12 protein-coding genes and 2 pseudogenes are annotated in these 16092 nt (G+C 42.1%); 6 read left to right on the forward strand and 8 right to left on the reverse strand.

The annotated features are described in order from the left end of the window. Positions 1-54: 54 nt before the first annotated feature. From V7O61_RS14545 to V7O61_RS14565, 5 genes are read left to right on the forward strand one after another with little or no spacing between them, the layout of a single operon-like run. Complete coding sequence (locus V7O61_RS14545; RefSeq protein WP_288068202.1) at positions 55-1005, forward strand: glycine betaine ABC transporter substrate-binding protein; 951 nt, start codon at positions 55-57, stop codon at positions 1003-1005. 45 nt (positions 1006-1050) lie between these two features. Continuing rightward, on the forward strand, positions 1051-2178 hold the full coding sequence (locus tag V7O61_RS14550) for an ABC transporter ATP-binding protein (RefSeq protein ID WP_288068204.1): 1128 nt from the start codon (positions 1051-1053) through the stop codon (positions 2176-2178). 25 nt (positions 2179-2203) lie between these two features. Next, positions 2204-2845 (forward strand): ABC transporter permease, encoded by a 642-nt coding sequence (locus V7O61_RS14555; RefSeq protein WP_288068206.1) that lies wholly within the window; start codon positions 2204-2206, stop codon positions 2843-2845. Next, positions 2839-3453 carry an ABC transporter permease gene (locus V7O61_RS14560; protein ID WP_288068208.1) on the forward strand — a complete coding sequence of 205 codons (615 nt, stop codon included), beginning with the start codon at positions 2839-2841 and terminating at the stop codon, positions 3451-3453. Before V7O61_RS14555 ends, V7O61_RS14560 begins: the two co-directional genes overlap by 7 nt. 60 nt (positions 3454-3513) lie before the next feature. Further along, positions 3514-4308 (forward strand): class I SAM-dependent methyltransferase family protein, encoded by a 795-nt coding sequence (locus V7O61_RS14565; protein ID WP_288068211.1) that lies wholly within the window; start codon positions 3514-3516, stop codon positions 4306-4308. A 59-nt stretch (positions 4309-4367) separates the two neighbouring features. On the opposite strand, the gene argS is transcribed toward V7O61_RS14565, so the two are convergent. From argS to mtbA, 4 genes are all read right to left on the reverse strand, one after another. After that, positions 4368-6071, reverse strand: coding sequence for an arginine--tRNA ligase (argS, locus tag V7O61_RS14570; protein WP_407283204.1), 1704 nt, complete (start codon positions 6069-6071; stop codon positions 4368-4370). Positions 6072-6095: 24 nt separating this feature from the next. After that, positions 6096-7340 (reverse strand): peptide chain release factor aRF-1, encoded by a 1245-nt coding sequence (gene prf1, locus V7O61_RS14575; RefSeq protein ID WP_023845259.1) that lies wholly within the window; start codon positions 7338-7340, stop codon positions 6096-6098. 210 nt (positions 7341-7550) lie between these two features. Continuing rightward, a complete protein-coding gene (gene twy1 / locus V7O61_RS14580; RefSeq protein ID WP_407283203.1) occupies positions 7551-8513 on the reverse strand; it encodes a 4-demethylwyosine synthase TYW1 in 963 nt (320 codons plus the stop codon). 177 nt (positions 8514-8690) lie between these two features. Next, positions 8691-9710 (reverse strand): methylcobamide:CoM methyltransferase MtbA, encoded by a 1020-nt coding sequence (mtbA, locus tag V7O61_RS14585; protein WP_023845257.1) that lies wholly within the window; start codon positions 9708-9710, stop codon positions 8691-8693. A 626-nt stretch (positions 9711-10336) separates the two neighbouring features. Between mtbA and V7O61_RS14590 the strand changes: the two genes are divergently transcribed. After that, a complete protein-coding gene (locus tag V7O61_RS14590; RefSeq protein ID WP_023845256.1) occupies positions 10337-11710 on the forward strand; it encodes a monomethylamine:corrinoid methyltransferase in 1374 nt (457 codons plus the stop codon). A 9-nt stretch (positions 11711-11719) separates the two neighbouring features. Here V7O61_RS14590 and V7O61_RS14595 read toward each other — a convergent pair whose 3' ends face one another. From V7O61_RS14595 to mtbB, 4 genes and pseudogenes are all read right to left on the reverse strand, one after another. After that, positions 11720-12334: a hypothetical protein gene (locus V7O61_RS14595; protein ID WP_407347421.1), complete on the reverse strand. Its 615-nt coding sequence runs from the start codon at positions 12332-12334 to the stop codon at positions 11720-11722. A gap of 192 nt (positions 12335-12526) precedes the next feature. Continuing rightward, a pseudogene (locus V7O61_RS14600) lies at positions 12527-13903 on the reverse strand (monomethylamine:corrinoid methyltransferase). 13 nt (positions 13904-13916) lie between these two features. Then, positions 13917-14573, reverse strand: coding sequence for a methyltransferase cognate corrinoid protein (locus tag V7O61_RS14605; RefSeq protein WP_023845253.1), 657 nt, complete (start codon positions 14571-14573; stop codon positions 13917-13919). A 107-nt stretch (positions 14574-14680) separates the two neighbouring features. Next, a pseudogene (gene mtbB / locus V7O61_RS14610) lies at positions 14681-16084 on the reverse strand ([dimethylamine--corrinoid protein] Co-methyltransferase). Positions 16085-16092: the final 8 nt, after the last annotated feature.

Below are 16092 nucleotides of genomic sequence, written 5' to 3' on the forward strand. Positions count from 1 at the left end.
AAGTCGTTATCAAATTACAGTTATGGATAACAAGCGATTTTCGGGGTGTTAAACGTGAAGAAGACTATTTTGATACTTTTAGTTGTAATTATGGCTCTCTTTGCAGCCGGCTGCGCTGAAGAGGCAGACGAAATGCAGGAAGACACAGGCATGGATGGCGGAGCTGATTCCCAGATGGAAAAAGGCACCATTGTGATAGGCTCAAAACTTTTCCAGGAATCCTATATTCTTGCTCATATGACTGCTATTGTGCTTGAAGACGCAGGATATGAAACTGATGTAAAACAGGGACTTGGTGGCACTTTTGTAAACTATGAAGCTCTGAAGGCAGGCCAGATACACACATATGCCGAATACACAGGTACTGCTTACAGCCAGATACTCAGTCTTGAACAACTTGATGACTGGGACAGGCAGGTCGTTTACAACATGACCGAAGAAGGTCTCATGGAGCAGGACGGAGTAATGATAGTAAGCAACCTTGGTTTTGAGGATGCATATGCCATTGCAGTAAAAGAAGACTGGGCTGCTGAAAACAATGTTACAAAAATAAGTGATCTTGAACCATATGCTGCAGAAATGACAATAGGAACCGATCCTGAATTCGCCACACGTGAAGACGGACTTCCACGTATCACCGAAGTATATGGATTTGAATTCATGGACTATAAACAGGCTGTTGCTACTGTAATGTATGAGGCCATCAAAAATGACGAAGTCAATGCGATCTCTGCTTACACTACAGATACCAGAAATGAGGTGTTTGAACTTCGGGTACTTGAAGATGATAAGAATGCACTGCCACCTTATGATGCAATTCTTATTGTTACAGAGGAGTTTGCAGATGAGAATCCTGATGCAATTACTGCAATGAGGAAACTTGACGGTGCAATTGACACCGACACAATGAGGCAGCTGAACTATCAGTTCGACATTGAACAAAAGGAACCCAGGGACATTGCATACCAGTTCCTTGTTGACAAAGGAATTATTGAGGGAGAATAAATCCCTCACTTTTTTGATATCATTATCTAATCTCCGGGTATTGACATGCAAACAGAAAGACTGTTTGACAGGATTGATTCTATCCAGTTCAAAGGAATCACCAAAAAATATGGTGAAGGATTCGCAGTGAAAGACCTGGATCTGGAAATAACAGGCGGAGAACTCCTGATATTAATTGGACCCAGTGGTTCAGGGAAAACAACAACTCTGCGTATGATAAACCGCATGATAGAACAGGATGAAGGTTCGGTTACTATCAACGGAATTGATACAAAAGATGTTGATCCTGTACGGCTTCGCCGTAATATTGGCTATGTGATACAGAATATCGGCCTGTTTCCCCATATGACGATCGGAGAGAACATTGGGCTTGTTCCCAAAATTGAAAAACAAAGCAAAAAAGATATAGAAGAACGTGTGAGGACACTGCTTGACTTTGTATCACTCCCTCCTGATATGTTCATGGACCGCTATCCGAAGCAGCTTAGTGGCGGACAACAGCAGCGAGTAGGACTTGCAAGAGCTATGGCAATGGATCCACCTCTTTTTTTGATGGATGAACCCTTTGGTGCACTGGATCCTATATTAAGAAAGCAGCTCCAGAAAGAGTTTTTAAAAATAAAAAATGAGATTAACCGTACAATCGTTTTTGTGACCCATGATATTGAGGAGGCTCTGGTGCTAGGAGACAGGATTGCAATAATGGATCAGGGAGAACTTGTGCAGGTAGGTCCTCCTGAAGAACTCATATTCAATCCTGCAAACGAGCTTGTTTCTGATATCGTTGACAACCAGCGTAAATTCAAGCATATGGATACCCTCAAAGTCAAAGATCTTATGTCTCCTTTTGAGAAGAAATATGTGCTTGATTCTAAAAATGAAGCCTGTAACGCTGTTGATGAAATGACAAAAAGAGAGCTTGAAACTGCTTTTGTATTTGCCGGGAATGAACTTTTGGGACAGGTGGAAATTGTAGAACTTATGAAATGCAGAGACAGGGAAGAAAAACTGAGTGAACTTGCAAAACCTGTCAAAAATTTCAAACCAATGGATTCTGTCGCTTTTGCACTATCTGAGATGAAAAACAGTGGAGAATACCTTGCAATTGTTATGAATTCAAAATATCCGGTTGGTATCCTTGTATCCGATGAGGTTTTGCTGAAATTGATCTGATTGAAATAGGATTGGAGAACAGACTATGTTGTCAATACAGGTTATAGCAGATGTCTGGAACAGGCATCTTATGACTATGCGAACAATTGAGCATCTGCATATGTTCAGCATAGCCCTGCTCCTCTCAATAATAATTGGAGTCTCAGTTGGTGTTTTCATCTATATGAAACCTAAAACTGCAAATCCTGTACTTAATTTCCTCAACATTGTTGAAACAATTCCGGACCTGGCACTCATCGTACTTCTTCTCCCAATACTAAAACTTGGAGCGGGCCCTACTATTGCTGCATGTGTACTCTATTCCATACTGCCAATTGCGAGAAATACCTACACAGGACTGAAAAATGTGGATGAGCAATACACATATGTTGCTCAGGCAATCGGACTTTCTCCCAGGGAGGCATTGCTGAAAGTGAGAATTCCCATGTCACTTCCACTTATTGCAGGGGGGATCAGGATTGCACTTGTGTTCTGCATGGGTGTTGTGACTCTTGGAGGGCTTGTTGCAGCAGGTGGACTTGGAACCGTGTTGCAGAATGGCATCCAGCTTTACCAGAAAGATGCAATTCTTGTTGCAGGACTATGGACTGGACTACTTGCCGTTTTACTGGACGGTTTTGCGGGTTTAATCGAGAAAAAACTCCATGAGAGGTACGGAACATGGTAGTCCTTGAAACTGTGCTTGATGCTACATGGGAACACATAGTCCTTGTCTACACCACTCTTTTTGCAAGTATAGTAGTTTCAGTGCCACTTGCCTTTGGAGCACTTTACAGCAGGAAACTGGAATTTGTTATAATGAAATTTGCAAACCTTGTTCAGGCAGTTCCAAGCTTTGCTGTTGTTGCTATAATGGTCCCGTTCCTTGGAATCGGTTTTACCCCCGCACTTGTTGCAATAATGTTGCGTGCTCTGCTTCCAATAATCAAAAATACCTACATTGGACTGAGCAACGTAGACCCCGCATTGATAGATTATGCAGAAGGTGTGGGACTGAGCCAGTGGCAGATACATCGGCATATAAGACTGCCTAATGCATATCCTGCCATGTTTGCAGGAATTAAATTTGCAGGAATTCTTGCCAACAGTATTGCAGTACTTACGGCTTTCATCGGTAGTGGCGGTCTTGGGGAGATAATATTCCAGGGACTTATTGGATACAACACCAGCACCCTTCTTGCAGGAGCTATACCTGCTATCCTGCTTGCAATTCTGATAGATGTATCTTTTTCAATGCTTGAAAAGAAAGTAACTCCCGGACATTCCAGTGAATAAAACAAGATGTTAAGCCAATACTTTTAATCCTTTATTGCGTTAGAGCAAAAAGACAGAAAAATGAGTCTTAAAGATGACTTGAAAGGAAGAATTCCTGAAAAGGAACTTGATATCTTACCCAAGCGTTTTGATATAATAGGCGATATTGCTATTGTATCCATTCCTGAAGAACTGGAAAGTTACAAAGAAGACATAGCCAGAACCATCATGGGAAAGATGCAAAATATAAAAAATGTGCTTAACAAAGTCTCGAAACTTGAAGGCAACAGGAGAGTTGCAGATTTTGAAATCATTGCTGGAAACAGCACAGAAACCATCCACAAAGAGTTTGGATTCTCTTATAAAATAGACCCCATGCAATCTTTTTTCAACGGAAGGCTCGCCTATGAACGAAAGAGAGTGGCATCAATGGTAAAGCCTGGAGAAAGAGTGCTTGTTCCTTTCAGTGGCGTAGGTCCATTTGCAATACCTGCTGCTGCGTCTGCTGAATGTGTTATTGCAGTGGAAATGAACGGGGCTGCTTGCAAATCTTTTACAAAGAACTGCAGACTCAATAAAACTGAAGACAGGATTCATATTATCAATGCTGATGCCAACAGCATACCAAATTTGCTAAAAACCGAGTATGACAGGGCAATAATCCCGACACCTTATGGTATGGATCATTTTCTTGAAACGATTTCTCCGCTAGTAAAAGATGGAGGATTTATTCATTTCTACACCTTCAAACCAAAAGAGGAGATTCCGGAACTCATTGAAAAATATGAGGATATGGGATTTGAGGTTCTTTTCTACCGAAGATGTGGAAATGTAGCACCTGGAATAAGCAGATGGGTATTTGACCTTAAAAAATGAGACTTAAAAACTTGATTCTATTTTCAAAAAAAGAAATGATATGAGAAAGACTCACTTTCTCACATTGATTCAGGTGCACCGATACCAAGAGTATCAAGAGCATTTGCAAGGACTATCCTTGCACAGTTCACAAGAGCCAGCCTGCTTGCCCTGATGTCATCCTCTTCAGCACTTACAACAGGTACGAACCTGTAAAACTGATTGAATGCATCTGCAAGTTCTCTGGCATAGATTGCAATTGTGTGTGGTTTCAAATCTTTTGCACAGACATCAATTATGCTGTCAAAAGCTGCCATCTTCTTGATAAGGTCAATCTCGGTATCCTCGGTAAGAAGTGAGGGGTCAATTTCCTCTGCAGGATTCCACTTGCCTTCCTCTTCTGCCTTTTTGAGGATATTACATGCCCTTGCATGGGAATACTGAATGAAAGGTGCTCCCTGTTTCTCAAAGTCAAGTGCTTCTTCCCAGTTGAAAACAGTGGACTTCTCAGGTGAGACTTTCACAATATCATACCTTACAGCACCGATACCAACCATGCTGGCAACTTCCTTTTTGAACTCATCTTCCATTTCAGGTCTGCGTTTATCAACTTCTGCATAAGCCTGCTGTTCTACCTGCTCAAGCAGGTCATCTGCTGAAATGAATTTTCCACGGCGGGTGCTCATGGAACCTTCCGGAAGTGAAACGAATTCAAAAATAACAATTTCAGGCTCTTTCTTGCCTATTGCATTAAGGGTTGCTTTAAGCTGTCCTGATATGAGTTTGTGGTCTGCACCCAGAACATCGATCATCCTGTCTGCACGCTCGCCTTTCCATTCATGATAGGCAAGGTCACGTGTTGTGTAAAGGGAAGTTCCGTCACTACGCTGGATAACAAGAGTCTTTTCAAAACCATAATCTTCAAGGTCAACTACAAGAGCACCGTTGTCATCTGCGGTTCTTCCTGTGTTCTTGATTTCCTCAACGATTCTGGAAACTGCACCGGAACGGATAAAACTAGACTCATGAGGGAAACTGTCATGACTGACGTTCATTTTCAGGAGAGTCTGCTTGATGCCTGTTACTGCAAATTCCACAGCTTCATCAAAGCTCTTAATGGTTTCCTCATCACCGCTTTCCACAAGCTGCATGCGTTTGTCAATTTCTGCAACCTTGTCAGGTTCTTCATTTAGCAATGCATTAGCCTTGATGTAAATATCTGCTATCGCATGGTCAGGCTTTCTGGATGTGTCAAACTCAAAAAGAGAGAATGCCCATGAAACTATTGCAATCTGGCGACCCATGTCATTGACATAGTACTGGGTCTCAACTTCATAGCCTGCTTTTTTGAGAATCCTGACAAGTGTGTCACCAATAATTGAGTTGCGTATGTGACCAACGTGAAGTGGACCATTTGGATTAGCAGAAGTGTGTTCAAGAAGAATCTTACCTTCGCAGAAATTACCACCAAAAGCTTCCTTTTCTTCAAGGATAGCTTTTACAGTATTGTCAATGTAACTGCGGCTTGCGTTTATGTTGATATAAGGACCAATAGGATTGATATCCCCTATCAGGGAACCTTCAGGTAATTCAACTGCAGCGACTATTTTATCAGCAAGTTCTTTTGGATTGCACTTTGCCTGTGCAGCCAGCTTGAAAGCTACCTTTGAAGCAATATCTGCATGCTGTGAAGGCTCAAGTCCTAGATCATCTGCTTCATATCCAATTGAAGCAAGAGCATGGTTCAGAGCTTCTTCAACCTGTTTTTTAAATTCAAGAAACAAAATAACACCTACATTATTATTAGATCAGACACCAGTACTGAATCTTAGGATTGCTACAATTCCACCGAATGCATTCAGAAGCTGGGAACCTTCATCGAAATCAGTTGATATGAATTCCACCTGTGTTGCCATCTGGTCAGCAAGTTCTGAAAGTTCATCAACAATATCCACTCTTTCTAGTAATTCTACATTTGAACCGCACACAGGACAAGGAATATTAGAAGTATCTTCCTCTCCGGGTTTGAAGTTACGGGTTATTCCACCCTCGTAATCCCCGTTAGGACATTTAAGAGTGAGTCTTTCGGCCCTGAGACCCTCTGATATCATAAGGATCTCTACTGCACCGATATTCAGATTTTCACGTACCTGTGCCTCTCCATATGCTGCCTTGCCGGAGTCGGAAACCAGTTCTGCAAAGAAACGCTGCATGAGCTTTTTCTCAACCATAAGGTCCAGATCTGAAAGCCTTTCACTGGCAGCGTTCACTAGTTCAGAAAGACCTGATTCATCGGTGTATGCTACATCAAAGAGACCAAGCACTTTTTTCTGTATTTCGTGGTGCAGGAACTCTCCGGACTCAAATTCTTCCTTTGTAGGGGAAGGACCACCTATCAGTACACCTTCGAAGTCCTTGTGGTCAATTGTAAGGAAAACATCACTTGCAGCGTCTCCAATACGTTTGTAGAAATCATGAATTGCAATAAGCCTGAGCTGCTGGAACCTGTGAGCACTCTGACCTCCTTTTCTCTGTTTTCCCGGAACAGTTGAAGTCAGGTTTCTGTGAGATTCTATACGCTTTCCTACAAGAAGACCGACTGTTGCTTCCCTTCTGTCAAGTACAAGAAGACCGTATGTCTTTGCATCTTTGAGCATTTCCTCAAGTGGTTCGAGGAAAAATGCGGAATCACAATGATACCTGTATGTTACAATTGGCTGTGGCGGCTCAATTATACGCGTTTCCATGTTGGTCTTATTAGCACCGATGTCAACAGCACCTGTGAAGAAAACAATACCGTTTTCAGGAACTTCCACATACCTGAGCCTTGAAAGCAGGGATTCAAGCGCACCCTGCACATTATCACGTGTAACTTTGGACTTAATATTAGCAGCCTGGCCGTGCTCGGTTCTGAGCTGGGATGTGACATCTGATATTTGCTTTGTGGGGGGGATATACAGAGAGATAAGTTCGGTACCACGTCCTTTTTTGGTACGGAGCTCCTCCAGTGATTTTTTAAATTCATATTTTGAATGAGCAGATTGTTCTGACATTGTGTGAATACTCCATTAAATAAAGTGATTATCTATATCTTCGATTATTTTGGTTGCATATCTATGCCGTTGCTATAAATATAGATTGTGACAGGTATCGTAACAGATTTTGACAACAACTACAACAAAATCGTTGGCTAAATGATTAGATGCAGAGTAATATAATGTATTAAACATGGTCATGGACTCCATTCTGAAAAAAAGAATTTGTCAAAGAAGAGGGGCAACTGACCCGTCTTTTGACAATAAAACTACTCTGCTGACCTCAACGTCATCGGCTACTTTGTAACCAAGATGCTGTGCCAGTTTTTCTGAAAAATCCATTACTTCATCATGTTGAGGCATTGCTTCACGTGGAAGTCTCTTACGTGAAAAACCAAGATGCATATAGGCTTTGACCTCGATGTAATCAGGTTCTGCTATTTTTATGAGTTTAGCATAACCTTCCGAATCAAACATATTGACGCCTTTTATAAGTGTAATGCGGATAACTGTTCTTGTTTCCTTACTCTTAAGTATTTCCAGGGATTTGAGAATATTGTCCCAGAGTACAGGAGATTTCGGAAGGCAAACCTTTTCGTAGGTTTCCCTGTCAGGAGCATCCAGACTCATATATAACTGAGCAGGATTTATCTTTGCCATCATTTCAGGAACAGTACCGTTGCTCACAACAAAAGTGGTAAAATCCTGCGCTTTAAACTCATCGATAAGTTTGTCAAGATGAGGGAAGAGAGTAGGCTCTCCTGAGAGAGAAATAGCAACATGCTTTGGATCGTTGCCTTCTTTCCAGCGTTCAAGGGGTGCAGAACCTCCAAAACCAGATATGAGCTTTCTCTGTGACTCAATTGAAGACCCCACTATTTCCACTGGAGAGTCCCATCCAACGGGCATGGGTACATCTACTTCGGTAGGTCTCCAGCAGTGCAGGCACTTCTGGTTACACATAAGAGTAGGGGTCATCTGAAGGCATCGGTGAGATGTGATTCCATAGAATACGGACTTGTAGCATTCGCCTTCATCTTTCATAGACCTGCGAAGCCACATGCAAGTCTTGACAGCGCTATGTTTGCCTGCAAGGCTATAGCCCTGTTTTCTTAACAGGCTCTTAAAATCTGTGATTCCTGATTCGTCATCAATGGAATCCTTATTTTTATTTTTTCTTTTGCGAGGCATCTCTGGGTCTAGTAGAAGTTCAGCATATATAAATCTGTGGAAAAGAAGAATATTATCAGGAATTACCTGAAAGGAAAGGGTAGCAGACACCGGCCTAAGAATATAAAAGCAGACCGGTGCTACGGAGGGGAAACAAGGTGTTAACTCATTTCAACAAAAATTACACATCTAGTACATCTAGTATTTGTGGCTTTTAGCCATCTCTACCATTGCCTGGAGGTTCTCGGTAGGAGTCTTGCTCACAATACCACATCCAGGTGCCAGCAGACCGATTCCTGCATCCAGTACCTTCTGTGACTGTTCCTTTATTGCCTCAGTTGTCTGGTTCCAGAGCATGTTTACAGGATCAAGGTTACCGACGATGACTGCATTCTTTACATTTCCTACAGCTGTTGCAGCGTCCACATTCTGGTCAACACTTATACCGTCTACACCACAGGTTTCCATGAGTGAGAGACCAAGAGTTGTGTCACCACATACGTGAAGTACTACTGGTACATTGAGTTCATGCATTGCATCGCAGATCTTCTTATGGTAAGGTACCACAAATTTCTCGTAGAATTCATTACCGATAAGTTGAGCACTTGCTGTTGGATCAATGATTACCATTGTGTCGGCACCGTTCTCAACCATCTTCTTTGCATAAGCAACATTAAATTCTGTTGTGAACTCCATTAGTGCAAGACCGAATTCCTCATTTGTCATGATAGCCATGAACCATTCGTCACCATTGATGTGCTGAGCAAGGGAGAAAGGACCAATCATACTGCCCATGATAGGGAGTTCGTCTCCATACTTGTCTGCAAGGATCTTAATTGCGTCACATACAACATTGATCCTGCCGTTGCTAAGATCGTAGCCTTTAAGATTTTCGATATCTTCCATGCTGGATACGACATGACCAATTACGGATGGCTGCTGTTCCTGTGTACCATCCTTGATCTCACAGCCAAAGAATTCAGCTTCAGCAGTGATGTCGAAAGGAACACGTACTGCTTCAAAGCCAATTACAGTGTGTCCTGCTTCGGCAAGTGTTGCCATCTTTTCAGCATCATAGTTTGCTTCTGGCCAGAAAGCTCCACAGGCTTCCATCTGCCCAACTGTTCCGGTCTGGGTTACTGAGACTGCAGGCATCCTGTCTACAGGCTGGCCTGTTAATGCGCGTGCTAATCTTTCTTTAGGGGTGTATTCTGCCATAAATTCAATCTCCTTATTGTGATTATCTTCAAATTCTCCTCGCTAGCATATATATTTTACTATTCAATATGGACAAGGTTATATACAAGGGATTAGAAGGAAGGATGGGAAAGAGATAAATATAAGATAATGAAGGAAATCGAAATATTATAACACAACATAAAACAAAGACATAAAATAAGTTGATTGATATTGATTTACACATATAGAAGATCAATTTGCAAACATAAAAAAGTAGAAAAATATTGATATCAAATTCACACTCTTGATTATAGGAATCACAATTATCACAATTCACCATATACAAAAAATATAAATATAAGTTATTTTGAGCGGGCAAGTTGAAGACAAAAAACACACATAAAAGTAACCCTTATAGAACTGCATGTTATACAAGAACATTGTCTGCTGCAATATTAGTTACATATAAGAATTACTATTATTTGCTTTGTGAAAGTAATTATTAATTAAAAAATCAACATCAATTGACAGTATATAAATTTAACATATTAATAAAACAGCAAAATATAGAAAAATATAAGTAATGGAAGCAATTCTATTTGTAATATAAATACAAAAACCTAATACGACCTATACTGAAAACTTATATTTTAAGGAGATTAGTCATGCAAAACATCTACAAGTACCTCAAATATGCTATTGGAGGGGAAAAACGCACAGAAAGAGAGCATGACATCATGGTGTTCAAGAAATCAGAAGAACTTGCTCTGAAATATGGAATAGAGTATGACCCTAAAGTTTTTGTACCCGATGACCTTGAAATGGGAGATGCTGTTTTTGAAGCAGGCATTGAACTTCTGCACTCAGTAGGAATTTTCTGCAGAAGCACTCAAAGAGTTATCAACATCGATGAAGAGGACATACTTAAAGCACTTAACACCACTAATCCCCTTGAAATAGGTCGGCTCAAAGAAAAAGTGGTTGTACCACATCGGTACCCTATGATATCATTCCCACCGGTAATTATCGGTGGACCTACAGGTGGAAGTGTTTCTGAACAGAATTTTCTCTATATCAACCTGAGTTCTGTGCAGGAAAATGTTGTACAAGGCATATACAGTGGAGCAATGAACCAGTTTGGAGGAGAATACATACAACCCCGAAGTCCTCTGGAAATGCTTGCAGTCCTCAAGGCTTCCAGGAATGAGAGACTGGCTACAAAAATAGGTGGCAGAGAAGGACTGGCACTTATGGGCCCAAGCACCTCTACGCTTACAACATCATCTCTGCTAGTCTCATCAGATGAGCTTTATTCAACCTGTGACCCTCAGGAAGTCTACATGGACGATCTTAAGGTAGACTACGAAACCCTTTCAAAATGTATCTACCACCAGGAGCATGGTAACCACTATATAACAGGACAGGTACCTGTTTTCGGAGGACCTTGTATAGGTTCACCTGAAGGACTGGCGATTATGGATGTTGCAGAGACACTACAATCAAAGGTTCTGGCCCATTCAAGTATACATGCATGCGGTGCTGTACACGCTAACACGGGTTCATCATCTGCAAAGGAGATTATGTGGGCATCCAATTTGGCATCACTTGGTATTTCCAGGAATATGAACTACTATACTGCACGTTACTACTGGAATACTGCAGGCATTTGCACCGATATGATGTTCTACGAGACTGCTGCCCAGGCAATCGGAGATACCGTTTGCGGAAGAAATATGCTGCTTGGTCCAAGCGGAAGACGTGGAAGTGCTCCTGATCACTCCTCAGGGCTTGAATCGAGGTTCATGGGAGAAATGGCGCAGCTTGCTACGCAGTTGAATCTTACTGAAGCAAATAATCTGGTATCGAAAATTTATTCCAAATATGCTAACCGCCTGAATAATCCACCAGAAGGTAAACCTTTCGAAAAATGTTACAACATCCGCTCAGAATACGATATGGAGCCCACCGAGGAATATCTGGCGCTCTACAGGAAGATCTCTTATGAGATAATGGGTGATATGCCTGGAGAACCTGTTTGAATCTTAAAATCAACTTTCTTTTGACATTATCTCCTTTATGTACACGCCACCTAATACAGGCCCGATAAAAAACAGGAAATAAAAAAGTAATGAGGAAAGCAACGCATAATATCCAAAAAACGAGAATGTTGCTTGATAATAAAAATCTAATAATTTGCTAACCAGTAAAATTAATAATGCAGTTGCTGCAAAGCCAGGAAAAAACTGCAATTTTATATTTTTCTTACATCCGATTGATCGGGCGTAAATATAGAAACTCACAGGTAAAATTACCACTAGTACCAGTGTTGTGAAAAACTCAATATTTCTTACTGTATAAACACCAATATTAAGTCCCAGATTCATCTTCAAATGAATTAGAATAGTCCATAATCCTATAAATCCTGAAGCTGCAAATAAAGGTATTCCACTGACATTTCTGTAATTTAAAATTTTAAAGCCAATGATGACCACAGGTAAAAGGTAAATACCTGCCACAAAAAAATGATAAATATACAAGCTAGGGTAAATCATATTAACTAAAGTCATTCCAAAAACCGACCACCCTAACCACATCCATCCAATGAAAAGAATTGAGGCTTCCCAGGGTATTTCGGTGAGAGTATCTTTAAATCTGAAATTCATCAGGGTTACTATACTCCTTTTAAATATTAAAATAATTGTCATTTTTATTTAAGAAATATCTTAATGAATATCAAATTATCAAAGATAATCAAGAAAAATACAAATGTCAAAAAACAAAGGTGAGCCAGCGGTGATAAATCGCTGGCTCGTTAGGGAAGTGATAAACTACGTTATCACAGGGATTCATTGATTTCAGAATGAAAGTCCGAACTCTTCGAGCTTCTTGCGTGCACCTTCGTAGACCTTGACGTATTCGTCGGTTGGTGTTACGGTTGCAACATCGTAACATTCCTGGAAAGTCTTACCCTCTGGTGCAGTTGCATAGTTGCCTTCGTATGAGCTGACAAGAGCGTCAAGGATCTTGTTAACCTCAGAAATATCCATTCCAGAGGTTGCCCTTGCAACTTCTCCCATCATCCTTGCTTCCATACCTGTGGTCTTGTCCTGGACAACACCCTTTGCAGCTGCAACACCGGAGAGGATCTCACGGCCTGATGCTGTGTCAGTTATAGACTGAGCGGATGCTTCAAGGAGACACATCTCTGTACATGGACCTGCACATGGATAGTACTGGTTACCGGAGATAATGTCTGTGAACTCGGAGATAGTTGCACATGTCCATCCTGCAATCATGAGAGTCTCACGGGTGTTTGTGGATCCCCAGCGGATGTGGACTGGACCGTCAAGGTGCCAGCTTGCATTGCTCATTACAAAAGCGTTGATGTGAGTTGCGATATCAACGATAGCAGTTTCTTCTATGCCACCGGCATAGCCACCAAAGATAGGCATCTGTTCGTCCATTATAATATCACTGTTACCCTGATAGTGTGCCATTACACTGATAGCATCAAGGTCTATCTTAAGCTCATTGAGCTGTGATACTTCGTGACTGTCACTACAGACCTGGCCACCGACGCAGTCTGAAGCGATATTTCCCTGAGCGGACAGGGAAGTCTCTGGTCCCTATATGCCCATGCCTGGCCTTCCGGCCATTGCGGCTGCATTCTTAATGAGCCTTGTCTCGGTCTTTGCTGCAAGAACCTCGTACGGACTCTTTGGAATTGGTGGCTTGCCACGGACTGTCATCATGACACCGTTGACAATTGTGTCGACTTCTTTCTCAAGAGCGTAGCTCATGTGAACTGGCATGAACATGTCCTCGGAAATAGGGGAACCGGTAGGACCACCCTGGACGATTGGCTTTCTCTTGTCGCCAACACTTCTCTTCTGAACCCTTACAGCGTCTCTGCCGGTACCGAGTGTGAATTCCTTCTGGACATTATTAAGAGCGTCAAGGATTTCAGCTTCAGTGTATTTTACCACACGGCTTGTGTCGGTACAGAAGATACCGCACTCAAGGAGCATATCGAAACCTGCTTTGAAGAGATTCTCCATCATGTCCTTGTCAGTTGGAACGAACTCGTTCTTGAAATCAAGGTTGTATTTCTGTTTGAGCTCCATTGCCTTCATTGGGATTGTCATGAGGTCCCAGTCATCCTGGGTCATCTTCTCTCCCTTCTTTGCTCTCTCATAGAACTCAAAACAATCCATTGATCTTGAAAATGTCATATTTTATGCCCCCTTACTGCATGATCTCAAGTGCTACACGAGCTGCATCTGCTGCGTTTTCTGCTGTTGCGTCTGCTCCGATCTCTGCGATCCATGCGTCAGATACTGGTGCTCCACCGAACATTATCTTGACAGAATCTCTAAGACCCTCTTCTGCAAGCATGGATACAGTGTCCTTCTGTCCGAGCATTGAGGTTGTCATAAGTGCGGAACCCACGAGCAGTACTTTCTTGCCCTTGTGTTTTGCAATTTCTTCAACAATGTTGTCGTTTGGTACATCTACGCCCATGTCAATTATTCTGAAACCATTTGCTTCAAGCATGGTGGTTACAAGGCGGTGGCCGATATCGTGAATATCGCCTTCCTGCACGTAAGTAACAGCAAGACCGACACCTTCATCATCTGCACCTTTTTCTTCTGCAAGGATAGGCACAAGGATCTCCATTGCTGCATTCATTGCCTTTGCGGACATCATGATCTGTGGGAGATAGACTTCTGCTGCCTCGAATTTGTCTCCGATGATCTTCATACCTACTGAAAGACCATCGTTGATGATCTCAACTGCTGTCATACCGGAGTCCAGGGCTTCCTGGGTAGCTTCGGCACAGCCATTAATATTCTGAGTGACAATTGTGTCTCTAAGTTTGTCTAACATTTCCTGATTTGACATTATTAGCCTCCAAAATCTATTTCCGTTTTTTATTTATGAAAAAAAGGTAATCAAAAAGGAAATGAGTTTCACTAACAGTGAAACTCAAAACTGATTACCTGAGATATTTACTTCAACTGGCCTCTGAATTTCTCACAGCTGTTGATTTTAAGATCGAGAAGTTTCTCGATGTTCATTTTAGCTGCAATTCCCTTTGGAGCACCTGCTACTGAGGTGATGACCCCTATACCAAGTTCTTCTCTCAGTTCTCTCATTACATATTCGTCACTGAGGTCATCTGTGGTTACGTCGAGTTTCTTTGCAACGTAATCCTTTGCTTCTCCAATTCTCATTCCCTTTGCAAATTCCATTCTTGCAACAAGGTCACCAGCAGCTCTGATTCCGCTCATTCCTGAGGTCATTATGTGGGAGATCGGCATACCCATCGGGTCGCCGACCCCTATCTATATACCATCCACGCCAGCAATTTCAACCATCGCCTTGCTGGCTCTTGATACAGCATCAATTGTAGGGGTTTCAAGCATTGGAATACCACCAACACCCATTCCCATGTTCACATGGCATGGTAGTGTTGAAGCTTCAACAGCTGCTTTAATGAATGTAACAGCTCTTCCAAGGTTCCATGCTGCACTCTTACTGGTGTTTGTGTTAACTACTGGACCGAATACGTTTGCTCCTGCCTTTGCAACAAGTGGAGCCTGCTCATGTGGCCAGAGACCTGCAAGAGTTGTACCATCGTACTCAAGCTCGCCGTGCATTCCAAGCATAAGTTCTCCTGCCATACCTGCTTCAATGTAGATATCAGGGAACTGCTTTCTGAGTGCTTCGATTGCATGAAGTGATGCATACATGTCACCGTCACCTGCAGCACCGATAGTATCGAAGTTGACACCGTCAGAACCAGATGCCATCATCCTCTGCATGATCCAAACAATATCCCTTGTGAGGTGTTCTGCAGAGTGTTCCATGGATTGTCTTGCTTCTTCGATCTTGAATGCTTTCATGAGATCTCCAGGGTTCTCAAATGGACCGTCTGGTGTGTAATAAAGACCCATGTTTGGCATTGCACCGTACAGAAGAGGAACGATCATGTTCTGCTGGCAGATTTCCATTGTCTGCATTTCCTGTGCAATTACAGGCTTTGCTGGCTTGTAACTGTAGTCAATGTGACCGAGTTCCATTGTGTCAGCACCAAATGCACGCTCGTGCATCATTGCACCGACAAGTCTGCTGGATGGGATTCCTACACCACTGTTACCCTGGTCACCATCAATTCTTATGGTTCCGATATCGTGGGTTACTGGAACTTCCATTCCCTGCTCAACACCAACCATCCTTGAAGGCATGGTGATAATGTCTACGAGCTTATCTATCTCATCTGCACTGAGATCTGGAATGCTTCCAAGGTCTGCAGCATCTGCCATACCTTCTTTAAGGTCAGCGACGATCTGCTCCTTTGTCATGAAAATACGCTTTCCGTCTCCCATTCTCAATTTATATTCTGTTGTCATGATAAAAC

This window comes from Methanolobus sp. WCC1, from assembly GCF_045690315.1.
GTDB classification, from domain to species: Archaea; Halobacteriota; Methanosarcinia; order Methanosarcinales; family Methanosarcinaceae; genus Methanolobus; species Methanolobus tindarius.

What these genes read in the sequence shown, in the direction of transcription:
- V7O61_RS14550 (WP_288068204.1), top strand. Translation starts at nt 1,051, where the DNA reads ATGCAAACAGAAAGACTGTTTGACAGGATTGATTCTATCCAGTTCAAA.
- V7O61_RS14555 (WP_288068206.1), top strand. Translation starts at nt 2,204, where the DNA reads ATGTTGTCAATACAGGTTATAGCAGATGTCTGGAACAGGCATCTTATG.
- V7O61_RS14560 (WP_288068208.1), top strand. Translation starts at nt 2,839, where the DNA reads ATGGTAGTCCTTGAAACTGTGCTTGATGCTACATGGGAACACATAGTC.
- V7O61_RS14565 (WP_288068211.1), top strand. Translation starts at nt 3,514, where the DNA reads ATGAGTCTTAAAGATGACTTGAAAGGAAGAATTCCTGAAAAGGAACTT.
- prf1 (WP_023845259.1), bottom strand. Translation starts at nt 7,340, where the DNA reads ATGTCAGAACAATCTGCTCATTCAAAATATGAATTTAAAAAATCACTG.
- twy1 (WP_407283203.1), bottom strand. Translation starts at nt 8,513, where the DNA reads ATGCCTCGCAAAAGAAAAAATAAAAATAAGGATTCCATTGATGACGAA.
- mtbA (WP_023845257.1), bottom strand. Translation starts at nt 9,710, where the DNA reads ATGGCAGAATACACCCCTAAAGAAAGATTAGCACGCGCATTAACAGGC.
- V7O61_RS14590 (WP_023845256.1), top strand. Translation starts at nt 10,337, where the DNA reads ATGCAAAACATCTACAAGTACCTCAAATATGCTATTGGAGGGGAAAAA.
- V7O61_RS14595 (WP_407347421.1), bottom strand. Translation starts at nt 12,334, where the DNA reads ATGAATTTCAGATTTAAAGATACTCTCACCGAAATACCCTGGGAAGCC.
- V7O61_RS14605 (WP_023845253.1), bottom strand. Translation starts at nt 14,573, where the DNA reads ATGTCAAATCAGGAAATGTTAGACAAACTTAGAGACACAATTGTCACT.